22 protein-coding genes are annotated in these 25,964 nt (G+C 40.8%); 10 read left to right on the top strand and 12 right to left on the bottom strand.

Annotated features, from left to right (window positions below):
• Positions 1-2,037 carry an SUMF1/EgtB/PvdO family nonheme iron enzyme gene (locus OCI93_RS15815; protein ID WP_261626808.1) on the bottom strand — a complete coding sequence of 679 codons (2,037 nt, stop codon included), beginning with the start codon at positions 2,035-2,037 and terminating at the stop codon, positions 1-3.
• Positions 2,038-2,251: 214 nt separating this feature from the next.
• Here OCI93_RS15815 and OCI93_RS15810 point away from each other — a divergent pair, with 214 nt between their 5' ends.
• Positions 2,252-3,166 carry a 1-aminocyclopropane-1-carboxylate deaminase/D-cysteine desulfhydrase gene (locus OCI93_RS15810; RefSeq protein WP_261626807.1) on the top strand — a complete coding sequence of 305 codons (915 nt, stop codon included), beginning with the start codon at positions 2,252-2,254 and terminating at the stop codon, positions 3,164-3,166.
• Here OCI93_RS15810 and OCI93_RS15805 read toward each other — a convergent pair.
• The 4 genes from OCI93_RS15805 to OCI93_RS15790 form a co-directional block, all read right to left on the bottom strand.
• The gene (locus OCI93_RS15805) at positions 3,152-4,768 is read right to left on the bottom strand and encodes an EAL domain-containing protein (protein WP_261594588.1); all 1,617 of its coding nucleotides are present in this window, start codon (positions 4,766-4,768) and stop codon (positions 3,152-3,154) included. The two genes, OCI93_RS15810 and OCI93_RS15805, sit on opposite strands and share 15 nt — an antisense overlap.
• A 490-nt stretch (positions 4,769-5,258) precedes the next feature.
• Positions 5,259-5,960 (bottom strand): single-stranded DNA-binding protein, encoded by a 702-nt coding sequence (ssb, locus tag OCI93_RS15800; protein ID WP_261594589.1) that lies wholly within the window; start codon positions 5,958-5,960, stop codon positions 5,259-5,261.
• Between the two features lie 20 nt (positions 5,961-5,980).
• Positions 5,981-7,348 (bottom strand): MFS transporter, encoded by a 1,368-nt coding sequence (locus tag OCI93_RS15795; RefSeq protein WP_261594590.1) that lies wholly within the window; start codon positions 7,346-7,348, stop codon positions 5,981-5,983.
• Positions 7,349-7,399: 51 nt separating this feature from the next.
• The gene (locus OCI93_RS15790) at positions 7,400-8,119 is read right to left on the bottom strand and encodes a substrate-binding periplasmic protein (RefSeq protein ID WP_261594591.1); all 720 of its coding nucleotides are present in this window, start codon (positions 8,117-8,119) and stop codon (positions 7,400-7,402) included.
• A gap of 183 nt (positions 8,120-8,302) precedes the next feature.
• On the opposite strand from OCI93_RS15790, the gene uvrA reads away from it, so the two are divergent.
• Together uvrA and OCI93_RS15780 are read left to right on the top strand one after the other, a co-directional pair.
• Positions 8,303-11,122, top strand: a complete 2,820-nt coding sequence (gene uvrA, locus OCI93_RS15785) for an excinuclease ABC subunit UvrA (RefSeq protein ID WP_261594592.1) — start codon at positions 8,303-8,305, stop codon at positions 11,120-11,122.
• Positions 11,123-11,175: 53 nt separating this feature from the next.
• On the top strand, positions 11,176-12,198 hold the full coding sequence (locus tag OCI93_RS15780; RefSeq protein ID WP_261626806.1) for a hypothetical protein: 1,023 nt from the start codon (positions 11,176-11,178) through the stop codon (positions 12,196-12,198).
• Here OCI93_RS15780 and OCI93_RS15775 read toward each other — a convergent pair.
• Entirely contained in the window at positions 12,176-12,577 is a 402-nt protein-coding gene (locus OCI93_RS15775) for an acyl-CoA thioesterase (RefSeq protein WP_261594594.1), read from the bottom strand. The two genes, OCI93_RS15780 and OCI93_RS15775, sit on opposite strands and share 23 nt — an antisense overlap.
• Before the next feature lie 28 nt (positions 12,578-12,605).
• Between OCI93_RS15775 and OCI93_RS15770 the strand changes: the two genes are divergently transcribed.
• Positions 12,606-13,310 (top strand): 2OG-Fe(II) oxygenase, encoded by a 705-nt coding sequence (locus OCI93_RS15770; RefSeq protein ID WP_261594595.1) that lies wholly within the window; start codon positions 12,606-12,608, stop codon positions 13,308-13,310.
• Between the two features lie 23 nt (positions 13,311-13,333).
• Here the strand turns inward: OCI93_RS15770 and OCI93_RS15765 are convergent, their stop codons facing one another.
• Positions 13,334-13,702 (bottom strand): YacL family protein, encoded by a 369-nt coding sequence (locus OCI93_RS15765; RefSeq protein ID WP_261626828.1) that lies wholly within the window; start codon positions 13,700-13,702, stop codon positions 13,334-13,336.
• A gap of 108 nt (positions 13,703-13,810) precedes the next feature.
• On the opposite strand from OCI93_RS15765, the gene OCI93_RS15760 reads away from it, so the two are divergent.
• Positions 13,811-14,722 carry an AEC family transporter gene (locus OCI93_RS15760; RefSeq protein ID WP_261594596.1) on the top strand — a complete coding sequence of 304 codons (912 nt, stop codon included), beginning with the start codon at positions 13,811-13,813 and terminating at the stop codon, positions 14,720-14,722.
• Here OCI93_RS15760 and OCI93_RS15755 read toward each other — a convergent pair.
• The gene (locus OCI93_RS15755; RefSeq protein ID WP_261594597.1) at positions 14,702-14,941 is read right to left on the bottom strand and encodes a hypothetical protein; all 240 of its coding nucleotides are present in this window, start codon (positions 14,939-14,941) and stop codon (positions 14,702-14,704) included. The two genes, OCI93_RS15760 and OCI93_RS15755, sit on opposite strands and share 21 nt — an antisense overlap.
• 203 nt (positions 14,942-15,144) lie before the next feature.
• On the opposite strand from OCI93_RS15755, the gene OCI93_RS15750 reads away from it, so the two are divergent.
• Positions 15,145-16,464 (top strand): short-chain fatty acid transporter, encoded by a 1,320-nt coding sequence (locus OCI93_RS15750; RefSeq protein WP_261594598.1) that lies wholly within the window; start codon positions 15,145-15,147, stop codon positions 16,462-16,464.
• Between the two features lie 11 nt (positions 16,465-16,475).
• On the opposite strand, the gene OCI93_RS15745 is transcribed toward OCI93_RS15750, so the two are convergent.
• Positions 16,476-17,489, bottom strand: a complete 1,014-nt coding sequence (locus OCI93_RS15745; protein ID WP_261626805.1) for a site-2 protease family protein — start codon at positions 17,487-17,489, stop codon at positions 16,476-16,478.
• Between the two features lie 142 nt (positions 17,490-17,631).
• On the opposite strand from OCI93_RS15745, the gene OCI93_RS15740 reads away from it, so the two are divergent.
• Complete coding sequence (locus OCI93_RS15740) at positions 17,632-18,840, top strand: EAL domain-containing response regulator (RefSeq protein WP_261594600.1); 1,209 nt, start codon at positions 17,632-17,634, stop codon at positions 18,838-18,840.
• Here OCI93_RS15740 and OCI93_RS15735 read toward each other — a convergent pair.
• The gene (locus OCI93_RS15735) at positions 18,837-19,901 is read right to left on the bottom strand and encodes a CNNM domain-containing protein (RefSeq protein ID WP_261594609.1); all 1,065 of its coding nucleotides are present in this window, start codon (positions 19,899-19,901) and stop codon (positions 18,837-18,839) included. The genes OCI93_RS15740 and OCI93_RS15735 overlap by 4 nt on opposite strands.
• Positions 19,902-20,008: 107 nt before the next feature.
• Between OCI93_RS15735 and OCI93_RS15730 the strand changes: the two genes are divergently transcribed.
• Entirely contained in the window at positions 20,009-22,462 is a 2,454-nt protein-coding gene (locus OCI93_RS15730) for an alpha/beta hydrolase family protein (RefSeq protein ID WP_261626804.1), read from the top strand.
• 228 nt (positions 22,463-22,690) lie between these two features.
• Complete coding sequence (locus OCI93_RS15725) at positions 22,691-23,398, top strand: response regulator transcription factor (RefSeq protein ID WP_261594602.1); 708 nt, start codon at positions 22,691-22,693, stop codon at positions 23,396-23,398.
• Here OCI93_RS15725 and OCI93_RS15720 read toward each other — a convergent pair.
• Together OCI93_RS15720 and OCI93_RS15715 are read right to left on the bottom strand one after the other, a co-directional pair.
• A complete protein-coding gene (locus OCI93_RS15720; protein ID WP_261626803.1) occupies positions 23,395-24,906 on the bottom strand; it encodes a YifB family Mg chelatase-like AAA ATPase in 1,512 nt (503 codons plus the stop codon). The genes OCI93_RS15725 and OCI93_RS15720 overlap by 4 nt on opposite strands.
• Positions 24,907-25,052: 146 nt before the next feature.
• Positions 25,053-25,667, bottom strand: coding sequence for a trimeric intracellular cation channel family protein (locus tag OCI93_RS15715; protein ID WP_261594604.1), 615 nt, complete (start codon positions 25,665-25,667; stop codon positions 25,053-25,055).
• A gap of 149 nt (positions 25,668-25,816) precedes the next feature.
• Here OCI93_RS15715 and OCI93_RS15710 point away from each other — a divergent pair, with 149 nt between their 5' ends.
• Positions 25,817-25,963 (top strand): hypothetical protein, encoded by a 147-nt coding sequence (locus tag OCI93_RS15710; protein WP_261594998.1) that lies wholly within the window; start codon positions 25,817-25,819, stop codon positions 25,961-25,963.
• The last annotated feature ends 1 nt before the right edge of the window (position 25,964 follow it).

The raw sequence follows: 25,964 nt of genomic DNA, 5'->3' as shown, positions 1-25,964 counted from the left end.
CTATCGCTCTCGTACTAAACGAAAGCCGATATAATTTGCTCGAAAGTCGGTTGCTAACTCTAAACGAGTAGACACACGAGCTAAACTTGGTGCAAAATTCCAAGCGCCACCACGTACTGTTACACCGCTTTGAGAAGCACGTTTTTGAGTCCATTCCCAAACATTGCCTACGGTGTCATAGAGCCCGTAATGGTTTGGAGAAAACTCTCCAACGGGCGATGCGCTTTTATTTGACCATGCACTACCACACCAACCACAGTTCGCTAGGCTTTTACCGATTTCATTACCCCAAGGGTATTCAGACGTTGTGCCCGCTCGTGCCGCGTATTCCCACTCAACTTCATTGGGTAAACGAAATTGCTCACCTTGTTCTGCGGATAGCCAGTTTGCATAAGCTTTGGCATCATCATAAGACACACAAACAACAGGGAAGCTTTCAGCTTGCTCATAGCCTGGAGCTTTCCAGCTATAATCTAGATCCCAAACTGGTTCACCATCTTTATAGTATGCGCAGCCACGACCTTTTTCAGCTGCAGTTTGATAACTCGTATTTTCAATAAACCGGCGAAACTCACCAACCGTGACTTCTGTGCTTTGCATACCATAGGAGTTACTAAGCACCTTCTCAATAACTGGACGCTCATTTGCTAGCCCGTTACCAACTAAATCACCCATTTTAAATGTACCTGCTGGTACAATCACAATTTGATTTTTTGGGGTCTGAGATACAATAGTTGGTGATGCTTTTGTGTTGCTTTGCTCTCTTTTGGGTGTCGGTACAGCAATCGACTCAGGCTTTTTTACAAGCCTAGCATTGATTGTTTGTGCTTTGCGAATAGTCACACGTTTCTTATATGGCTTGTAGCCGAGTTTACGAACTTCAATATCATATGTGCCAGATGGGATGTTCACTGATAACTTAGTTGAACCATAACTAACCCCGTTGATAAAAACTTCGTCGTCATGCACATTAGAGCGCAGTGTTACGGGAACCATTACTGGGGTTTTCTTCGCTGGCTGATTCGATGAACTTGAGTGTATTACTTCAATAGCTGCAGGAGGATTAATTCTGCCGACTTGCACATTATTTGATGTTGCTGCTTGTTCAGAAAAACTTAATTGACTGTCACTATACACCGTGGGGTAATTGGCTTGATAAGCACCCACGCTTCCAGCCATAGGTGTACCGTACTCTGCACAAAAACGATTATCAACGCTGATTAAGCTGCATAATCGACTATTATTCACATCGCCTCGCATGCTCACACTCAGGTTAACACTGTAATTGCCCTGCCCGCTAAAAGCACTACTAACAACATGGCTGTTTAATACTTGTACTTGAGCACCAGCTAAGTTTCGCTTTGGTTCAACAAGACGCTGCTCTGTTAAATTTGCAAACAACTGATCAACAAAGCGCTTGGTGGATTTTTGTAATGCCATTTGTTGGCCTCGCTGCTCACATGCAGCCAAGGTTTCAGTGCGTTTACAGTTAATAGTATGATCAACCTCTAACGTACCCTCTCGTGTAAACTCGTTACGCAAACGCTCCACGCGCGCAGTACTTAGTTGATCTTTTAAACTTTCTAATGTGTTAACCAAAGTATGCTTAGTAACACGAATTTGTTCTATATCTTTACGATGTGAAGCTATCGCCGCAAGCTGCATCGTAATATCATCTTTGTTTTTCTTATGATCAACAACTGATTCTTTATAACGCGTTTGCGCTTTAGAAATATCAAGAGACGGGTCATCTATTAAACGGCGATATAAATCATTCATCGCATCGAGAGCTTGATTTTTCTCTTTATCCAAGTCTGAAGAACGTGTTCTCAATAAATCTAATTGCGCTTGTAAACGCGTTTCTTCACTAAGGTGTTTGTCTAATATCTGCGTGTAGTTATCTAATTCAGTTTGTTTAACCGAAAGTTCTGATTCAATGGCATTCACCGTGACTGTGTCTTGCGCCGTTACGTTGAATGTCGCACAGGCAGCCATTAATGTGGCAGAGACAAAAAAAGATAAAGGAGCTATTCGCATATATTCCATTCCCAAAAACGCGGCAATTATTTGGTCTTTGTTGTTTTTTATAGTTAGTTCTTTATGCTATGTACTTACAAAGCAAAACACAAGCTTTGTGCCATTAATATCTGAGTTTACAACTATTAACTACAACCTTGCTAGTAATCTAGACATATTTTCACAGATAGCTGTTAGAATTAATCTTCTATACTCACATAAATCAGAAAATAGGATGAGTTTTAAAAAATTTGACTTTCCAGAGTCTCCGATACAGATAATTGAACACCCACTGCTAGCACAAAAGCAAGTGATACTAAAAGTCAAAAGAGATGACCTATTGCACCCTCATATTGCAGGTAACAAATGGCGAAAGCTAAAATACAACCTCATTGCCATGAAACAGCAAAACAAGTCAGCATTTGTAACCTTTTCAGGGCCTTTTTCGAATCATTTATATGCAGCCAGTATGGCGTGTAAATTATTTGCATTAGAAGGCCATGCTATAGTCAGAGGGCCGCATCTAGATATCCATAATCCAACAATTCGCATGGCACGTGCCTGTGGAGTCAAAATACATATGGTTGATAGGGCAACTTATCGATTGCGACATAATGATGATTACCTAATGGAGTTACAACAACGCTTTGCACATTGTCACATAATTCCAGAAGGGGGGAGCAATCAACAGGCATTAGTCGGTGTTCAAGAATTGGCAAATAGCTTACCAAAAAGTGACTACGTCATGTGCGCGACAGGCAGCGGCGGGACGCTTGCAGGTTTAATCAATGCCAGCTCAGGAACGACCTCTGTTATTGGCATTGCAGTGTTAAAGCAAGCTGAATATTTAATTGACGAAATTATTCGTTTGGCACCAAAAGCTAAACAAAAATCAAACTGGCAACTCATGTGTGATTTTCATGATGGTGGATATGGCAAATTTTCAACTGCGCTTTGGCAGTTCTGCAAAATGATGAAAAAAGATTGTAAACTCCCTTTAGAGCCTATTTACACGGGCAAGCTGTTTTATGCTTTATGGCAATTATTAGAACAAGATTTTTTCGCTCCTGGTAGCCATATCACAGCCATACATACAGGAGGGTTGCAAGGTTTAGATGGCTTACGTTATCGGCAATTAATAACGAACTAACTCAAGCTGCTGTAGCAACTCTGCAAAATAGTACCCTTGTGCGCCATGAACACCCAGTGATTTCAAGCAATCAAGTTCAAGTTGTGTTTCTACACCGACAGCATAAACCGGAATATTTAAACGCTTTGCTTGATATACGATTTGCTTTATTGTTTTTTGCTGTTGCGAACTGTGCTGTACTTTATGGACCAAGCCGTAACCTAACTTTATGCCTGATATTAATTGGTTTTCACGTAAAGTGTTGACCATTAATGGTGATTCAACATGGTCAATGATCAACGCAATATTCACCCCTGTAAAAAAGAGCTGTTGTGCGTTAATTTGTTGATGATATTTATAAAACTCATCTGCTGACAATTCAAACATGAGTTTTTTATCTTCACTGGCCTCTCGTACGACAGCTGTAAGCCAATGGATAAAATCAATGTCCAACCAATTCTCAATATGAATATTGATACTCACATTCGATTTTTGAGGCTCTTTTGTCAAGATAGTGATAGCTTGTTGAATAATCTTTTTATCTAAAGTTTCCAAGTTATTTCTACTATGCAGCTGAGGAATAAACTGCTTGGCGGCAATTAACCCTAACTGAGCATGACGCACCCTCAGCAAAACTTCGCTTTGGATAATATCTTGCTGTTCAAAACCAAATAATGGTTGAAAGAATAATACAAACTGCCCATTGTCAATACATCGAATAAAGTCATCTTCGCTGCTTTGCATTGCATTTGCGTGTGTTTTATCAAGAGGCATCATATGGGTATGCTGCCATACATTATTATTGGCAATCTCTAATGCAGCCCGAGCTAACTGATAAACATTTGCTTGCTCAGCTTCATATTGATAGAAGCACCCCCCTACTTTAACTTGACTACGTGAAAGATCAGCACGTAATGAGCGCAAAATACGAAACATAATCTCATGAAGCTTTTTGCCAAGCTCAATGACATCCCCCCAAGCAACTTGCTCAAATGTGACCGCTAATGCGCCAGAGTTCAGGTATTTTACTGAGCACTTCATGGTATTAGGTAGCTGCTTATGTATGGCCACAGCAAAGTGGTTTTTTTCATCCAGTGTATTGTCTAACTTCATAGTCCAACGGATCAACAAAAAAACCTTAAACAAACTATTATCTACAGATCTGGGGTCCACAGCGCTTAGGGCAGAGCTTTCTTCCATATTAACACTATTATCGGGCAAAAAGCGTTTTGGCCTGACTCGATATACCTGCCACCAACGGTAAAAAAATGCTAATAAACCAACAAATAAAATATTAAAAAATATAACAATATAAGCATGCTTTTTATAAGGCTGTGGGTGTGATAGGGCTAAAGATAAACCTGTCGATGAAAAACGCGTTGCGTCATCAGGCATAGCTTGCCCGTTAGGAATATATTCAAATTTGTATTGCTGTGCAATTGCGGTAATATTCTTTTGCGTCCTTAAGTCCTCCGGTAGTTTTGCCACCCTTTGCACAACCGCTTCGCCACGCTGGTGTATCTGTAAATGCAGTAAATGCAACAACAGCATATTTAAAATGAGCACCACAACCAGCGCCACTGCGACCATATACCAGTGGTTTGGCTTGAACTTAAACTGCACCTTGAGTCACACCTTTGCCATTTGGCTCTAACAACATTGCTTAAGTGTTGTACACGTGTGGCTAAAACTCAAGTTATAGGGCAATGTAGTGTGGCAATTAAAGCGGCGGGGTATCACTATAGCGTAATCAAATACCATACCAAAAAACTTACAACTTGAGTTAATTAACCAAATGGCTTTATAACTTAAAAGCAATGCATAGTGATATGGAAACTTCAGACATTAAGCTGCTAAAATAACTTGAAGAGAAAAGTACTAAGCTTGAAATGTATACTGCCAACAGCATAGAAGATCATTCTACTTGGGGTTATTCGTAAAAGAAGGCTGATAACAGCGCAGAAGCGAGGTTGTATCGGCGGATTGATTCAGGTAGGTTTAAGCATTTTCAAAGTATGCAAGTTTGTAAGGATTACTCGCTCCTCCACACAAAAAAAGCCACTTATTAGCGGCTTTCAAGGTTATTTTTCAACATTTCTACTTTTGTCTTTGTCTAGAACGGAATATCATCATCAAAATCAATTGGCGGTTCCATTGGGTTTGACGCGCCACCCGATTGAGCAGGCTTAGGTGCAAAACCACCTTGCTGTTGAGGTGCACTTTGCTGCCCTGATTGCTGCGGGGCAAAACCACCTTGATTTGAACTACTCTGCTGCTGTGGCGAATAGCTGCCTTGCTGCTGTGGTGCGCTTTGCTGTGCAGGCTGCTGACTAGGTGCAAAACCACCTTGGTTTGAGCTACTTTGCTGCTGTGGAGCTTGGTTTGCGTACTGCTGCTGGCCTTGCTGTTGAGCATAGTTATTTTGTTGCTGACCACCACCTTGATACTGACCACCACCTTGTTGCTCGCCACGGCCGCCTAGCATTTGCATTTGGCCGCCCATATCGACAACAATCTCAGTCGTATACTTCTCTTGACCACTTTGATCAGTCCATTTACGTGTCTGCAAACGGCCTTCAATATAAACCTGTGAGCCTTTACGTAGATACTCACCCGCCACTTCAGCTAATTTGCCAAATAACACCACTCGGTGCCACTCGGTGCGTTCTTGTAACTGGCCTGTGTTTTTATCTTTCCAGCTATCTGTAGTGGCAATACTGATGTTTGCAACACCATTGCCATTTGGCATATAGCGCACTTCAGGATCTTGTCCTAGATTACCTACTAAAATTACTTTGTTAACACCGCGTGCCATGGCACCCTCTCCTCACACTATTAATGCAAGCCAAGTACTTGCTTAGCTTGGTTTAAATCAAACTGTTTATCATCTATCTTAAGATAGCTGCGATTTTCTTCACTAACGACTATCGCTTCGATCACACCCGGTAGCGCAACAAGCTTGTCAGCCACTACCTCCGCTTGCTGTGGGTCAGACAGCTCAGTAATTAAACTAATAATTTTACTTTTTGGTGGGATCTGCATTCGCCATGCAATAAACAACCATATTACCCCAACACAGGCCACCGCCGCAAACACTGCATTAACTTCACTGTACTGTGCAATGTAACCACCTAATATCCCACCTAAAAATGCGCCAAAAAATTGCCCCGATGAAAAAACACCCATCGCAGAACCTTTTTGTGATGCGGGCGCAATCCGAGAGACTAACGCAGGCATAGTGGCCTCTAAAAAATTAAAGGCAATAAAATACAATAGCATACAAACCGCAATCCCTATAACTGAGTTAGCCCATAGCAGTAAGCTAAATGAACTTATTATCAGTAAGCCGATAGCAGCTAAAAAGGTTTGTTTCTCTTTTTGCTTACGAATAGCAATAATCATAAGCGGTGCCATCAATACAAAGGCTAATAATAATACCGGAATATATAGTTTCCAATGTACATCAGCACTTAAGCCGTCGGCAATGAGCTGCCCTGGTAATACCACAAATAAAGTTGTTAGCGACAAATGTAATAACATCACCCCTAAATCTAAGCGTAATAATTGGGGATGGCGGCTCAGTTTTCGAATGTCGCTAAGCGTAGCAATTGTATCGCCTTTAGGGGCTTTATTAACTGCACTGGGCACGACAAAAAGAATGATCCCGATACCACACAGTGCAAGTATTGCCGTCAACCAAAATACACCTGAAATACCAAATGAGGCCGCAACCATTGGGCCTAACAACATAGCAAAGGCAAAACTTAAGCCAATACACATGCCAATGACGGCCATTACTTTGGGCCGCTGTTCATCACGGCTTAAATCAGCAGCCAGTGCAAGCAATGCGCTGGCAATGGCACCCATCCCTTGTAATGCTCGACCAACCGTCACCCAATAAATAGAATCGGCTAATGCGGCTATCACTGAACCAAATGCAAAAATAAGCAAACCCACCACAATGATTGGCTTACGACCAAACTTGTCTGATAACCACCCCATGGGAATTTGCAGTAGGGCCTGTGTCAAACCGTAAGCCCCAATTGCCAGCCCAATCCACATTGGCGATACATGCTCAAGTGATTGACCATAAATGGCCAATACAGGCATAAGCATAAAAAGCCCAAGCATGCGAAAAGCAAATACGCTGGCAAGCGATAACGCAGCACGTTTCTCAAGAAGGTTTAAAGATTGATTTGACATATTACCCGTTTATTCAGCTCAGTTAAGCGCGCAACAGTCTATCAAAAAAATTCAGTCTAACTGATACTTTTTTAAGATTTGATCGAACTTTCCTGCATGTTCTAAACGCTCAAAAGCATTCTTTAACTGTTCAATAGTAGACTGACTGACGCTTTGCTTACTTAATGCAATGTAAACTGGCTCTTGATTAACAATCAGCGGCGCTATTTCAATTTCAACAAAATCAGGATTGTGCTGTGTTTGGTAAATAATATTGTACTTTTCTTCTAAGAAGCCAGAAATACGCCCATGGCGCAATAAATTTAACTTATGTTGATTATCAGGCACATAAAGAAACTGACTTTCAGAGTCAACTTCCTGCTTCATACGCGCTTCAAACTTTGCACCATAATAAGCCCCCCTTTGAATTGCAACGGGTTTTGGCAAAGAAAATAACGCTTCAATTGACTTTACGTAATAAGGCGTTTTCGCATTCGTGGCAAATATAATGTTTTCTTGACGTTGGGGGCCTATAAAATAAGCGAATCGCATTCTCTGCGCTGTTTTAGACACACTGAGCATAAGATCTATCTCCCCCAACTCCAGCATTTTTAATGCTCGTCCCCAAGGAATACTTATGAATCGATAACCACACCCGGCATCATCTAACAACGCCTTAGCAAAGTCCACGTCCAAACCATGCCACCGTAATTGCGCATCTTGTTGAGATTGTGCTGAATAATTTTCAAAGCGTACAATAAGCTCACAATTATGCGCTTTAGCTATTGCCATATTAAAAAAACACCATAACAGCACAATAAAAAGTGGCCGGGTTATAACTAACAAAGTAACGACTCTCAAGTTGATCCTAACACCAAGTTTAGTTCGTTTAGTAAAGATAAGTTAATTTTTGGCAAAGTATGCGATACTGTTGCGCTAACAATTGTTGCCACTCAACTCTGTAATTAGGTCAAAATGGATAAAATAGAAGTCAGGGGCGCTCGTACGCACAATTTAAAAGATATTTCGCTCACTATTCCGCGAGATAAACTCATCGTTATCACTGGGTTATCTGGGTCCGGAAAATCTTCATTGGCATTTGACACGCTCTATGCGGAAGGCCAAAGGCGCTATGTTGAATCCTTATCTGCCTATGCTCGGCAATTCCTTTCTTTAATGGAGAAGCCAGACGTTGACCATATTGAAGGTCTATCTCCTGCCATATCTATTGAGCAAAAATCAACATCTCATAACCCGCGTTCAACGGTCGGTACTATTACCGAAATTTATGATTATTTGCGTTTACTTTTTGCCCGAGTGGGTGAACCTCGCTGTCCAACGCATGATTTACCCTTAGCCGCTCAGACAGTCAGCCAGATGGTAGACTCAGTACTTGAGCAGCCACAGGGTAGTAAACTGATGTTGCTAGCACCGGTGGTCAAAAACCGCAAAGGTGAACATGTTAAATTGTTAGAACAGCTATCTAGCCAAGGTTATATACGTGCTCGCATCGACGGTGAAGTATGTGATTTATCCGATCCGCCTACACTAGAGCTACATAAAAAGCATACTATTGAAGTGGTTGTTGATCGTTTCAAAGTAAAAGAGGGTTTACAACAACGTCTCGCTGAATCTTTTGAAACTGCACTTGAGTTGTCTTCAGGTATCGCTGTAGTTGCCAATATGGACGATGCAGGCGCTGAAGAAATGATATTTTCGGCTAATTTTGCCTGCCCAACCTGTGGCTATGCTATGACCGAATTAGAGCCTCGATTGTTTTCTTTTAATAACCCTGCTGGTGCGTGTCAAAGTTGCGATGGTTTAGGTGTCCGCCAATATTTTGATCCACACAGAGTGGTTCAAAATCCAGAACTTAGCCTAAGTGGTGGTGCAATTAAAGGCTGGGATAAACGCAGCTTTTATTATTTTCAAATGCTGCAAGCCGTTGCAGAACATTATAAGTTCGATTTAGAGGTTCCTTTTCAAGCGCTCAGTGAAGATGCAAAGAGCGTAATTTTACAAGGCTCAGGCAACACTAAAATTGCCTTTAATTATCGTAATGACCGCGGAGATCTTATTACGCGTAATCATGAGTTTGAAGGCGTGTTAAACAACATGAATCGCCGCTATCGCGAAACTGAGTCTAGTTCAGTACGCGAAGAGCTGAGTAAATACCAAACCAGTCAAGCATGCCCAAGCTGCCATGGTTCTCGCCTTCGCGAAGAAGCGCGTAACGTATTTATTGGTCAAACAACTTTACCTGAAGTGACCACCATGAGTATTGGTGAAACAATGCACCTCTTTGAAACACTCACATTAGAGGGTCAAAAGGCGCAAATTGCTGATAAAATACTCAAAGAAATACGTGACCGTTTGTCTTTTTTGATTAATGTCGGTTTAAACTACCTATCTCTTGATCGCAGTGCTGATACTTTATCTGGTGGAGAAGCTCAGCGGATCCGTTTAGCCAGTCAAATTGGCGCAGGCTTAGTAGGGGTAATGTACGTACTTGATGAGCCCTCAATAGGCTTACATCAACGAGACAACGACAGATTATTAAGCACTTTAACGCATTTACGCGATTTAGGTAACACCGTTATCGTGGTTGAACACGATGAAGATGCCATTCGAGCTGCTGATCATATTATCGACATTGGCCCTGGAGCAGGTGTACATGGTGGTTATGTCGTCGCACAAGGTAGCAGAGATGACATTGTAAATAACCCAGACTCTCTCACCGGGCAATATCTCAGTGGTGTTAAAGCGATTGATGTACCAAAGCAGCGCCATCCAACCAACGATAAGTGGCTAGAGCTTTTTGGCGCGTCAGGTAACAACCTAAAAAATGTTGACTTGCGTATTCCATTTGGGCTAATGACTTGTATTACAGGGGTTTCAGGTTCTGGTAAATCAACTTTGATCAACGATACCCTGTTTAAACTTGCCCATACTGCACTCAATGGCGCAACCACCGCAGAACCAGCAGCACATAAATCAATCTCAGGGCTGGATCATTTTGATAAAGTGATCGATATAGATCAAAGCCCAATAGGCCGAACGCCTCGTTCTAACCCAGCCACATACACCGGTATTTTCACCGCTATTCGTGAACTGTTTGCTGGCACGCAAGAGGCTCGTTCTCGCGGCTATAAGGTCGGTCGTTTTAGTTTTAACGTAAAAGGTGGCCGCTGTGAAGCTTGCCAAGGTGACGGTGTGATCAAGGTTGAAATGCACTTTTTGCCTGACGTTTATGTTCCTTGCGATGTATGTACCGGTAAACGATATAATCGTGAAACATTAGAGGTACTGTATAAAGGCAAAAATATTCACGAAGTGTTAGAAATGACAGTGGAAGATGCACAACAGTTTTTCGATAAAATCCCTGCGATCAATCGCAAGCTAACAACGTTGATGGATGTTGGTTTATCTTATATTCGTTTAGGGCAAGCTGCGACCACACTCTCTGGTGGTGAAGCGCAACGTGTTAAATTAGCGCGAGAACTATCGAAACGAGATACTGGCAAAACACTCTATATTTTAGATGAACCAACGACAGGTCTTCACTTTCACGATATTCAGCAACTACTCGTGGTACTGCATAGGCTGCGCGACCACGGCAATACGGTCGTAGTTATTGAGCATAACTTAGATGTGATCAAAACGGCTGATTGGATTGTAGATTTAGGGCCTGAAGGTGGTGCCGGAGGCGGGCAAATTTTGATTGCGGGTACGCCTGAAGAAGTAGCTTTATGTGAACAATCGCATACAGGAACTTACCTAAAACCTTTACTTTAATTAGCAAAGGAATGTAGTTTAACTACATTCCTTTTCCACAATAACAATAATTTATGTTACAGCTACCTCATTATTTCTCTCTCAAAGATAAGCTAAAACACTACCATCAGCAATTAATCGTATTCTGGTCATCGCTCAACTTAGCTCAACGCTGCTACTTTCTCGCTATACTCTGCAGCATACTTTACCTTAAAAGTGATACACCAAGCACCACTTTGATAACGGCTATAACGACTTTGGTACTTGTTGCAATGATCAGCGAATTTTGGCCGAAATTCACACAGATTTGGGATAGCTTGCCCGGTAAGGCTGTTATTTTGCTGTTTTACGGTTTTGTTGCAAATTACTCTTTAGTTCAAGCGTCAGGCGAAGTTAACAATATTGCAGGTGTCAGTGCTGAACACCTGCCCTACACACATAATTTTGCTGTGCTCCTCTCTGTACCAGTATGGTTTTTTATAACCAGCTTAGTCGTATTGCTTATTATTCAATTCACTATTCCCATCTACATCTTTATTCTGCTGCTGCTTCGTCCTTTTGGTTTACACACAATATGGCATGCACCTAATTATCGCTTTGCAATTATCACGGGACTCATTCGCTTTGGTGCAGGTCTATTTTTACTTGTACAGTTGGCCTTATTATCTACCTATACAGGTGCTTTAAAGGAAGTAAGTAAAACCGTAACTAATATAACCAATGGTCTTGAGACAGACTTAATTGTTAATATACAAGACCCTAAAGCACAAGAGAAAACCTCGGCGTTGAAAGAAAATCCAGAACTAGCGAGGACATTGTCTGAATTAGACGCAAAAAATGATGCTTTGAGTCAACGCGCTACTGCCTATGAACAAAAGATTACCAACATTTTAAGTCATTTTATTTTTGATCACGAAGCCGATTTATATTCTCGCTGTGATCATACCAAGGGCAGTCGAATTATAGAGCTTAATGACTATGAAATACTTGAAATTATAAGGCACAATGCGACTGAAAATACACACTATACTTACCAAGTTAAGCCTTGCATCTCAGCCGCTATCGGCCATCAATTTAAGCCTCAGAAGAAACCATAAAACCAGATAACGGCTCGCGCTCCTCCTCTGACAAAGACCTAGAGCGCTTAGCTGCAAAATCATAGCGCACCATAACGGTTTTTCCTTCAGCACAGCACTCTCCATGTTGCCATGCTTGCTGTACTATCACAAAAGAGCTATTACCGATGTGCTCAATGGCGGTTTTAATTTCCACTTCTTGGCCATAAAATAATTCGCCTTTGAAGAGTACCTCAACCTTTGCGACAATCAATTTCCATTGATGTGGATTAAGATCTGGGGTGAATATTTTAAAAATAGGCACTCTTGCCGCTTCAAACCACACGGGGAGTACGGTATTGTTTATATGACCAAGTACATCGGTTTCGCTAAATCGCGGCATCAATTTTTCAGACAACATAATAATTCCAATAACTGTAGGTAAAAGAATGACAGATTTTATACGCGTTTATGACAACGCGCTAAGCGCTGAGTTTTGCGATCAATTCATAGACCTTTTTGAACAAAGTCCACATTTAAAACAAGGGACAACCTCAGGCGGTGTCGACCTTACCAAAAAAGTGAGCCAAGATCTGTATTTAAACTCCCACCAAGAGTATGCTCAGCCTCTTCAGCATATACAACAAGTTACCGCCGAGCATGTGTATAAATACATTGAAGAGCACTTATTTATGATCATTGGTGCATTTGGCCTCAAAGTATATCACCCAAAAACCGGACAGCCTGTTGATGTCACCTTTGAGAACTTTGCAGAGGTTGGTAAGCCGCAATTACCTGTACTAATTCAGCAGCTGTTTCGACTTGGTAACATTCAAGCGCAAAAGTATGAAATAAACAAAGGTGGATACCCTTATTGGCACAGTGAAGTCTACCCACAACACGATCACAATAACGCCCTACACCGAGTGCTGCTATTTATGTTTTATCTTAACGATGTGAGCGAAGGCGGTGAAACCGAGTTTTATTATCAACAGAAAAAAATAGCACCAAAGAAAGGCTCTATGGTTATCGCCCCAGGCTACTTTACCCATACCCACCGAGGCAATAAACCGGTTTCTAATGATAAGTACATCCTAACATCTTGGGTGTTATTCAACCAAGCTGAACAAATATACGGAGCCCCTACGAGCTAACAAATAAAATCGTGGTACCTAAATTAAATACGATTGATGAACTGGTACCACGCTTGTAATAAGTCCATAAAATCCTCAAAGCCGCAACCACTGACTAAACCATGCTCGTCAAGTTCAAGCGCGTCATCGGCATAATGACTGATATCATCTGCTTGATGAAACAATGCATGAGCTTCGAATAACGCCTCTTCACAAGAGAGCGTTAGGCGGACTTCTGTGCCTTCGATCACTAATGTTTGTTTATTTTGAGGCAATGCCTTTGCTAAATTGATAAGCGATAATACATCGTCATATGCAAGCTCTTCATTAAGCCAACGTCCGACCAACGCATGCTCATCACTCACCCTAACTTTAAACCCTGTGATTGGGTCGCGAATAAATTGATACTCCAAAATACCACTCAACCTAGTTTCGTTTATTGCTCATTATACGCTGCTAACCTTGAGACATACTACGCAAACTAAGATAATGTACTTTCTTTATTATTAATGAGTCAAATAATGACCGCTTTTAGTATTCTTTTTCCAATCATATTCGTTGTATTTAGTGGTTATGCCTGTATCAAGCTAAACATCTTTAGTGCCTCAGCATTAGATGGATTAAGGCAGTTCATATTTAACTTAGCAATACCTGTGTTTCTTTTTATCAACATGTATCAGGCTGATCTTACCCAAGCATTATCGGGTTCGGTTATGTTGAGTTTTTACCTACCTGTATTCGCGGTGTATTTAATAAGTTGTGGCGCCTTAAAACTACTTATGAATAAAAGCCTAGCGGATAGTGCTGCAATGGCATTAGCAAGTACTTACTCAAACACCATATTAGTTGGTTTGCCAGTCATTATTTCAAGCCTTGGTGCCGAATATGGCGCCATGGTATTTATGATTATTACCTTTCATAGTGCCTTATTATTTAGCTGTACTTTTATATTTGCGAGCAACTTTCAAAGTCGTTTTATAGATACCATTAAGCCCTTACTATTGAATCCAATCGTTATGAGTATTAGTTTAGGCTTAGTATGTAATTACCTAAGTATGCCTATTTCAGATACCATTCAAACAGCCCTAACTTTGCTATCTGAACCAGCAATCGCTGGGGCTTTATTTGTTTTAGGGGCAAGTTTAAATAGTTATTCAATAAAACAAGCATGGCAAAGTGCCTTATTTATCAGTTTAACTAAATTGGTTTTATTACCATTAACTGTATTTGTCATGGCCAAGTGGGCAATGCAACTTCCTCCAAAACACGTTGCAGTGCTGACCTTAATGAGTGCGTCACCATTGGGCGTAAACGCCTACCTAGTCGCTCGCCAACTAAAATGCCAACAGGCAGTGTTGGCAAGTAGTGTTGTGTTATCAACCGTATTAAGTATATTTACGCTAGCCGCATGGTTAACGGCGCTCGTAACTTGAATAATGAGTATATTTAGCCGCATCAATAATTGCCCACAAATGTACCACTGCACCAATGACTGGAGGTACAACTAAAAACCATAAGGCATAGCCACCAAACACAACGATTGCAAAAATCAACGCCGCTAAAATGCGCCCTTGTACCAACTGGCCTAAACCAGGAAAAAATATATTACAAATGGCCGCAATTACGTTACCGCCTGAACCTTGTTCTGCCATGGCATCCTCTCTTGTTATTTACTAAATCTATAAATTATATTTCTGACTAATTCAATACACTTACTATGCCAATTTTAATTTTATTAAAAATCAACAACTAATAAAAAAGCAGCCTTCCTATCTAATTATAAAGTTAGCCTAAAAGGCTAACTTTTGGTGTAAATGTTAGTTATCATTGAACAAAAATAAGACTAGGATGACCTATGTTATACCGTGTTACTCGCCCACTCAGTAATTTCGTAGAGCGTTATTTGCCCGATCCATACATCTTTGTACTGTTGTTAACTATTATCGTACTCGCTTTAGCCAGTATCGTCACCCCATTATCACCAATGCAAACCGTACAAGTTTGGGGTCAAGGGTTTTGGCAACTACTTAGCTTTGCCATGCAAATGCTGCTAATTTTACTTGCCGGATATATGCTTGCCAGTGCTCCTTTGTGTATAGCAGCATTGGACAAATTAGCCAAACAAGCCAAAACCCCGGTTATTGCTATCATCATGGTCACCGTTGTCGCCATGCTCGCAAGCTGGATAAACTGGGGTTTTGGGTTAGTTGTGGGCGCGCTCTTTGCCAAAGCGCTGGCAAAGCATGTTTTAGTAGATTATAGAGTTTTGGTTGCCAGTGCCTACTCAGGATTTATTGTTTGGCATGGTGGCCTATCTGGTTCAGTACCTCTAACTATTGCTAGTGAAGGCCATTTCTCACACTCAGATATTGGTATTATCACGACGCAAAGTACATTATTTTCGCCTTTTAATTTGCTCATTTTAGCTTTGTTATTACTACTGTTACCTCTTTTAAATGCACTCCTGCTGCCACCAAAAGAGCAGCAAGTGCTCATAGAAAAAACCAAGTTAACAGAACAAACAGGGCAAATATCCAAAAGTAAGGGCACTTTGACTCCAGCCCAAAAACTTGAACACAGTAAACTGTTGGGCGTCCTTGTAGGTCTTTTGGGCTGTACATACTTATTCCATTACTTCGTGTTTGCCAGTGGCACATTGAATTTAAATAGCGTGATTACTATCTTCTTATTTTTAGCTATTTTGCTACATCAAACCCCTGCGCGCTTACTGGCAAGTTTACATAGTGCCATTGCCGGTGGGGCCGGTATTGTGATCCAGTTTCCTTTTTATGCAGGTATTATGGCTGTTATGGTTGAATCAGGACTAGCGCAACAAATTTCCTCTGCATTTGTCTCAATAAGTAATGCTGAAACACTACCATTTTGGAGCTTTCTTAGTGCTGGTTTAGTTAATATATTTGTGCCATCAGGGGGGGGTCAATGGGCGGTGCAAGCCCCCATTGTGATACCAGCAGCACAAATGTTAGATGCCGATATAGCACGCGTGGCAATGGCGGTAGCTTGGGGTGATGCGTGGACCAACCTAGTTCAACCTTTTTGGGCCCTGCCCGTGCTTGCTATCGCAGGCTTAAAAGCCAGAGACATTATGGGATTTTGTTTGATTCAGCTAATTTTCAGTGGCATTGTCATTGCAGCTATGCTCACTTGGGCATAGCTGCACGCTCTTTAGCTAGAAAGTAATTTCATAGGCAGACTCAAAATTACGTTTTCTGAGTCTGCAAAGTGCATCATTACAGCGATATGCCCAGCAGCAACCAATATATACATTACCGCTGAAAACACTTGTCCATACTTATCTAACGGTAACAAATGGGAAGCATGTCGAGCACGCCATTCAAATAGTATTTCAAAGCTACCAATAAATAAAAAGAATACCAGCAACATTAAACCGAATATGTAGCTTATCCACAAGCCAAATAAAACACCTGCCATACAAACAGTTAAACCCACCCAAGACTTCATCGAAAAACTAATACTTTTCAAAACGTGTCCGCCATCTAACGGCAAAATAGGCAATAAGTTAAATAAGTTAAGCAATGCGCTCAACACAGCTACTCCGGCAAAAATCTCCATATTCGTAGCATAATACAACACCACGCCCAAAACAGAGGTGATCAAGCCAAACGCAGGGCCCATTAGAGATATCACAACGTCTTGCCAACGAGTCGTGATTTTGTCATCACTAACAGCAAGGCCACCCACAAACGGAATAAGATAAATACCTTTCGTTTTAATATTAAAATACTGCATAGCACGAACATGACCATATTCATGTATTACCAAACATGCCACTAGCATTAATGCAAAAGGCCAAGAGAATAACCAGGCATATCCCGCAACCGATGCTCCTGCCAATGCTGCTTTTATGACTTTCGCACTTTTAAAAACTTTAAAGCCCAAGGCGGCAAGTCCAATAAGACTTTTTTTATTTTCACTATGTGGTGCTGGCAGTGCTAACCATTGCCAAGTTGCACCATCGACTGACACGCCTAATTGCTGCTGCTTCAATTGTGTTACATCAAACTGCAAAATACCCTGTTCATAAGCACACTGAACAATTTCTGGTGACTGCTTATCAATGGGCAAGGCCTGTTGCTCACAAAACACTTGTACTAGCTGCTCACCGTGCAACAGCACGGAAAATGTTTGCTTTAAAACAGTAAACTCAATTCTCGTCATGATCTTAAACGTTAGCTTTTTTTATATTATCCCAGCTAATAATCATACTGACAAACGATACATTTACCGATTTTGTCGTCTACACATTTTATATCTGTGTACTAGACTTGGATGAAGTGTGTGTGAATTAAAGGATTTGGATATGACTACAGCAACAAGGCAAGTGATGGTCGTTGACGACTCTCAGGCGATTCTCATGGTCATGCAAGCAATGCTAACTGAGTTAGGAATTAACAACATTACCACGTGTACTAGCGCCATAGTAGCAATGGAGAAAGTAGCGCAAGCCCCACGTCGTTATGACGCAATATTCACTGACTTGAATATGCCTGAAATGGATGGTATGGAGTTTATTCGCCAACTGGGTGAAATGAAATACCCAGGTGGCGTTGTCATCATCTCTGATATGGATACCAAGATTATCGACCTTGCTGCAAACTTAGCTCGCCAGTCAAATGCCCATCTAATTGGGAATATTTCTAAACCTGTACAACTAAAAGAAGTTGCTAGGTTACTTAAAAAATTAGAGTCTTTTATTGCACCCGAAAAACGCCATATTGCGCCTATTACACAGTCTGAGTTGCTTCATGCGATCAGCCATCGCCAGGTCACTCCTTACTATCAACCAAAAGTAAATCGTGCAAATAAATCTATCGACAGTGTAGAAGTGTTAGCCAGAATCATAACCCCTGAGCATACTCATACTATCTTGCCTGAGCAATTCATTACATTAGCCGAAGATTTAGACCTGATAAATTTAATTACCTTTCAACTATTTGAAAAAGCAACAGAAGAATTTAAAGAGATAAGAACGGAGCTACCCAATAACGTAACTCTCGCGTTTAACCTTTCACCCGTTCAGCTTGATGATATTAATTGTCCAAATAAGTTAGCATTAATCTTAGAGCTAAGTCGCTTAAAACCAGAAGATGTTATTTTAGAAATAACTGAGCATTCACCATTGAACAGTAGTGTGCAACTTGAAACACTCAATCGACTAAGAATGCGTGGTTTTTCTATTTCATTAGACGATTTTGGTACTGGGTTTACCAATATTCAGCAGTTAAAAACACTGCCATTTACCGAAATAAAAATAGACCGCTCATTAATAACTCATATCGATTCAGATCGTTTTTCTCAAGTGATTGTAGATAGCCTAATAGACATTGCGCAAAGTGAGCAAATTGGCATTGTTGCTGAGGGCATTGAGCGCATTGAAGAGTTACAATACTTAGATAGGTATAAACATAACTTATTAATGCAAGGCTTTTTGATAAGTAAACCAAAAGCCAAGACTGAATTCATTCGCTGGATCCACTCTTGGCTTCGTATGATGAACTCAAATTCCTAGTTATCTTCTTTATCTGTTTCGATTAGGTGGCTATGCGCATCAACGCGCTCGCGCCATTTTCGCTTGGCCGCCTGCTGCATATTAGTTGATTGTTCGCGTTCATCAATAATATCCATTCCCATCAACGACTCAAGCATATCCTCCAGCGTTACGATCCCTTGAATATCTCCATATTCATCAATAACTAACGCTATATGAATACGCTTCTCTAGTAAAGTTTGAAATAGTGACGGCGCATCAAGTGTCTCTGGTACGGTGTACAACGACCTTACTAGCTTACCTATTTTATAATCTTCACCTAGCCTGTGATAAGCCAACATAATATCGTTTTTATGTACAAAACCGACAATATCATCACTGTTTTTATCGAAAACTAATATTCTCGAAAAAGCAACAGATCCATGCTCTGATAAATATGCGTTTACTGTTAAATCTTTATGCACTTTAAATAACACTGTACGAGGCGTCATAACGTGTTCTAGCTTTGCATGACGAAAGCGTAGCAAACTTCTTATGGTTTCCGTTTCTTCTTGCTGCAATGCCCCTGCTTCAGAACCTATCTCAGCCATCGCTTCTATCTCTTGACGAATATAGTGAGCTTCGCTTTCCTTTTTCCCCATTAAACGCGTAAGCATATCAGAGAGTAAGACAAATGGTTTCAGTATCCTCACCAACCATACTAAAGCGCCAGCTACGACAGGAGTGAGTGCTCTCCAATAGGTTGCACCTAGTGTTTTTGGGATAATCTCTGATAATACTAACACCAGTAGAGTCATGATTGCAGAGGCAATTCCTACCGCTGTATCAGAAAATACCACTGCGGCTTGCGCGCCTACACCCGCTGCACCAGCAGTGTGTGCGACTGTATTCAATGTTAAAATAGCCGCTAACGGTTTATCCACACTACCTTTCAATTGCTGAACTCGTTTAGCTAGTTTAGGTTTGTCTTTTTTTAGAACAGCAACATAGCTGGGTGTAATACTGAGCAACACCGCTTCCATCACTGAACATAAAAATGAAATACCAATGGCTAACACCATATACGTAACCAATAAAAACAACCTAAACTCCTTACTTAATAATGAATCGACACTAATCGCAACTTTGCTGACGTGACCAATATATATGCTATATTGGGTCAAAATATTTACCTACAATAGGCTCAGACATGATTTCACGCACCGCAGCCACTTTACTCTTTTCAACACTCGCAATGCAACTGAATGCAGCACCTTTAGATGAAAAGAAAATCCAGTTCATTGGTCCAATTCCAACTTATAACAGTATCAAGCCTAATAATACCGCATATCAGAGTAAAATAATCGAATCGCTATTGCCCAGCTTACAAAAGCAAACAAAAGCACTAACGATTTTTGGAAATGATTTAAAATGGCAACGCATGGCTGATGTTGATACGTTGACTATGGCTGGTATCCAAGTACTCAAATTTAACTTCGCAGCGAATCGTTTTATACAAGGTAAGTTAAGTCTCAATGGCATTAAAAAGGCGCAGGTATTTCTCAATGGAGAACTTCTCTCTGGAAAAGAAAGCTATGATATTCATGCCACTACAGGTGACCATCAATTAATCATCGTGGCTGAACAAGTAGATAACTGGCATGTGGTAAAGATTGACTACACGCCCAATTCTGAGCACGATAGTATCGCGTTACATAACAATAAGCCGTTTTCGCTCTCGGCAAAGCAATTATTTGATGCGCCAACAATAAGCGCTATTGGTTTGTCACCTAATGGTCGCTTTTATATTACCACTGAGCGACACTATTCAGATAATAGTGGGAACACACCAATAACAGAGACGGTGCTTAAAGATAGAAATAACAAGATTATCTATCGTTTCGATGGCGTTACTGCTGATAGTATTACATGGCGCAGCGACTCTAAACAACTCGCTTACATGCAAGAGCAGCAGCTCAAAGTACTCAATCTTGAAAATTTAACAACTAACCCTATTACATCAGCGCTTGAAGGTGCCAGCGGGTTTGAATATTTTAACGACGATACGTTAATTTTTTCTTGGTCTAAAAGGCCATCAGATTCAAAATCACTTGTTAAGCACTACCAAGGTTTAGAAGATAGGTGGTCGTATGCACGTACCAACAGTCAAATATACTTACTCGATATTCGCTCAGGGCTGATTAACGGACTTACTGAAGGTAATTTAAGTCACTATCTTCAAGATCATGATGCGCAAAGAAACACTATTTTAGTGAGTCGTAATCCACAAGACTACCAAGCCCCCCCTCATAGGCTCACAGAGCTCATTGAAATTAACATCAACGATGGTAAAAAAATACCCATTGGCGCTTATCGAACCTTTAATCAAGCACAATACACCAGTGATGGACTCTATGTAATAGCAGGACCAGATTTTGCAAACGGCCTAGGAAGAGTATTGCCTAAAGGCACACTTGCCAACAACTATGATGGACAACTTTATTGGTTAGACCGTCAAGGAAAAAATGCTAAGGCATTGAGTAAAACATTCGATCCAGCTATCGGTAACATGACCGTACTGAAGAGCGATGACGTGATCTTATATGTGTCTGATAAGGATACTAAGCAGTTATATTTATTTGATGAAAGTAAGTCTCGTTTTAAGCACATTAAAACAAACTTAGACGTTGTTGAAGACTTTGCTATAACACACACAAATCATGCTGACATCTTGGTAAAAGGTACACTGGCTTCTGCGCCACAACAGCTAAAGCGTATTTCTTTAAAAAATAATAATGCCAAGCAATTGTGGAACTCCAAAGAATTAGCATACCAGCACACAAGCATAGCTAGCTTAGAAGAGTTCAACTTTACTAATCGCTCCGGCGTTGAGATAACAGGCAGAGTATATCTGCCGCACAACTTAGACAAAACTAAAAAATATCCTGCACTTGTTTATTACTATGGAGGTACATCACCCGTATCTAGGGCTTTTACTGGTCGTTACCCTTTTAACCTCTGGGCTGCAAATGGTTACGTTGTATATGTGTTACAACCAACTGGCGCCACAGGCTTTGGTCAAGCATTTTCGGCAAAGCATGTTAATGCTTGGGGAGAATATACGGCGCAAGATATCATCGATGGTACCAAGGCATTCACTCAAGCCTATTCATTTGTTGACCCGAAGCGTATGGGTAATTTAGGGGCATCATATGGTGGCTTTATGACTATGCTATTGGCAACAAAAACAGATATATTTAGTGCCTCTATCGCCCATGCAGGTATTTCAAATATTACCTCTTACTGGGGGCAGGGTTGGTGGGGCTTCAGCTACTCAGGCGAAGCATCGAAAAACAGCTTCCCTTGGAATAACCCAACTCTGTATTCTCAGCATAGTCCGGTATTTCACGCAGACAAGGTACAAACGCCACTACTACTAATACATGGCGATGCTGATACCAACGTACCACCAGGTGAAAGTCATAATATGTATACTGCATTGAAACTTTTAGGTAAGGATGTAGAGTTAATAGAATACAAAGGCGCAAACCATCAAATTTTGGCCCGAGACCGCAGGTTTCAGTGGTGGGACACCATGCTCGCCTATTTTGATATGCACCTAAAGAATCAACCTCAATGGTGGCAACACATTTATCAAAAGTAATTAAGTATTGTGAAAGTGGCCACCGCCACTTTCATATTTATAAACTCATCAATTTGAAAGCTCGCATACTTATTCGGGAAAAGCTCCCTGAAACATTCCTTAAATAACTATAATTTTTCTCAATTGCATGTTTTTAACGCTTTTTATTGCAAAAAAATCACCTTAAGCTTCTCAGTCATGATTTTACAGTGCTAATATAAACGTAATTATTGAATAGATAACGACATTATGAGTATTCAAGTATTATTAGTGGAAGACGATGCGCTATTAGCGAAACGTATTTTAAGCCATTTCGCACAGACAGAATTTACAATAAAAGTTGATAATACCGGTGCCAATGCACTCTCGCATATTCATCAAGCTGGCCGTACGGACAAGCCGATCTCTTTAGCAATCATTGATATTGTATTGCCTGCCACTGATGGATTAGAGCTGGCCAAAGAAATTAATACACTAACAGATATAGGTGTGATCATGCTTTCTAGTCGCGATTCACAGGCTGATCGCATTGCAGGGCTAGCCCAAGGCGCGGATGATTATGTTTGTAAACCTGTAGATTTGCTTGAGCTTGAACTTAGAGTACGCGCACTCTACAAACGTATTTCACAAAACTCTGAAGAGGAAGATGAATCTGAAGAGTTTATTGAATATGCTGATTTTAAACTACACCCAGATAATCGGACGCTAATAAATCAACATGGTGAAGAGTCACGTTTAACAGAGGCTGAACATAAAGTTCTTATCTGCTTAATAGCGAACGCAGGTAAAGCCACATCAAGAGAAAAAATATCAGAGGATATTGGCCAACCAGATTGGAGCCCCAACGATAGAACAGTAGATGTACTGGTTGGCCGGCTCCGTAAAAAGTTAGGTGATGAAAAAGATCAAAAACGAATTGTAACGGTTCGTGGTAAAGGCTATATGCTTTCAGCCTAATAGCGCGTTAGCTGACTGAGTAACCTCTCAAATGCTCGATAACTTAACGCTTCCTTTAATGCGTTTAAAGTAATATTTGGTTCGCTGTTTAAATCAGCTATGGTACGTGCAACTTTTAAAATTCGGTGATAAGAACGTGGAGACAATTGTAATTTATCAACCGCTTTGGCCAAGTACTGCTTTTCTTTCTCCGCTAAATGACAGTAGTGTGCAAGCTCACGGTTACTCAACATCGCGTTATTTTTATTCTGTCGCTTTAATGCAATAGAGCAGGCCTTTTCAACACGCAGCCTAATCGCTTCGCTTGTTTCTTCAGCCTGTTCACTTTGCAATTGTGCCGTTGATAAGCGCGGTAGTTCAATTTGTAAATCTATGCGATCTATAAATGGCCCTGATATTTTTGATAAATATCTTAAAATTTGTTCTGATGTAGCTCGTTTATCATCATAGCTCCCAGTTGGGCTTGGATTAAGTGCCGCTATCAATTGAAAGCGTGCAGGAAAGTCGACTTGCTGAGCTGCACGCGATATAGTCACGAGGCCTGTTTCCATAGGCTCTCTTAACGAATCAAGTACTTTCCTTTCAAATTCAGGTAACTCATCTAAAAACAATACACCATTATGCGCTAAAGAAATTTCTCCCGGTTTGGGTTTTGAAGAACCTCCTACTAAAGCTACAGCTGAGCAAGTATGATGCGGATTTCTAAATGGACGCTTGCGCCAATTATCAGTGTCAATTCGCTTGCCCACTAATGAATAAACAGACGCAGTCTCTAGCGCAGCTTCGGCACAAAGCTCTGGCATTATGGTAGGCATTCTCTGCGCCAGCATAGATTTCCCAGTACCTGGAGGGCCAAGAAAAAGCAAGTTATGACCGCCAGCTGCTGCAATCTCAAGTACTCTTTTTGCGCTTGCCTGGCCCTTCACCTCATCCATATCAATATCGTTTGACATTGTAGGAGTCGCTTGTTGATATTGTAAGTTTAACGGCAAAGATTGCTGACCTTGCATATCCAACCAAAGCGCTTCAAGCGATACCACTGCTTTTCTATTAACATTCGGCGCTAAACTAGCTAATGCATCATTTTCTATTGGCAGATAACAGCATCTCTTTACATTTTGTGCAGCCAATACACTAGGTAAAATGGCCTGAACTCCTAATATTTCACCGCTCAGCGCCAACTCACCATAGAATTCGTAATGCATCAGCTCTTTACTTACTAGTTGCCCAGATGCTACAAGGATCCCGACTGCGATTGCTAAATCATATCGACCGCCTTCTTTGGGTAAGTCTGCAGGAGACAAATTTACGGTTATACGTTGCTCTGGAAACAAAAAACGAGAATTGGTTAAGGCTGAGCGAACTCTCTCTTTCGCCTCTTTCACTGAAGTTTCTGGCAACCCCACAATATGAAAAGCAGGTAAACCATTGCTAAGGTGTACCTCAACACATACCTGTGGCGCGCTGATCCCAACTTGGGCCCGTGTATATATTTTTGCAAGTGACATATCCCTGTCCTAATTTTATACCAACTGGCGTAGTTAATTACTACCTTATAAAGAAAGCAAAACTACTCTATAACAAAGTACTAATTTTGCTATAAACATATCAAAAAGTGCTAACAAAGTTCATATTATCAATTGAACGCCTATAACTATGCAGAATATTTAAAAATATGTAGTACAAAGTTAAAACGCATAGCCAATAGCCGAAGAGATAGTGTAACCGCCATAGCAGACAGCATCGTTACTTCTAACGAAAATGACCAATGCATCATTTGTGTATAAACAATACCTCCAGCAATACAAGTAATTGCATAAAGCTCGCCTTTTAAAAGGAGTGGAATTTCTCTAGCTAACACATCACGTATTAACCCTCCAAAACACCCTGTTAAAACTCCCATAATAATCGCTGTCGTATCTGGCATACCCATATCCAAGGCCTTTTTAACACCCATAACAGCAAAAAATGCCAACCCAAAGGCATCAGCTACCTGCAGCATTTGCTTTGGTATCGTTCTTTGACTATTTAAAAATAGAACGCAAATAAAAATAGCGCCAAATATTGCCATAAAATAATGTGTATCATTTAACCAAAAAACTGGAACATCCAAAATAATGTCTCGCAATGTACCACCACCAATTCCTGTCACCGTAGCTAAAACCACCACACCAAAACCATCCATGTGTTTGCTATGCGCAATCAATGTTCCTGAAATCGCAAAAACCATTACCCCCAATAAATCAAACCAATGGATTAATTCTGGCATATATATCCCCTACATAAAATTTAATTTAAGAATATTAATTTAAACGATGAAAAGCGAGAAGTGTTTTATCGTGCAAATGTCTAATGACAAAGCGCGTAGCGCTTACATTCCATTTGCGCAAGGTGGAATAAGTGTAAAAGGTTAGCGACATGAGCGACGCGAATACGCTCTTTTTACGCAAGGTGCATATAGTGCAAATGTCTAATGACAAAGCGCGCAGCGCTTACATTCCATTTGCGCAAGGTGCAATGAGTTATTTTAACAATCGCAGAGGGACTTATCGTGCAAAGGGTTAAC

The organism is Pseudoalteromonas holothuriae (assembly GCF_945859825.1).
GTDB lineage: Bacteria > Pseudomonadota > Gammaproteobacteria > Enterobacterales > Alteromonadaceae > Pseudoalteromonas > Pseudoalteromonas holothuriae.
This window is presented reverse-complemented; position numbering and strand designations above follow the sequence as displayed.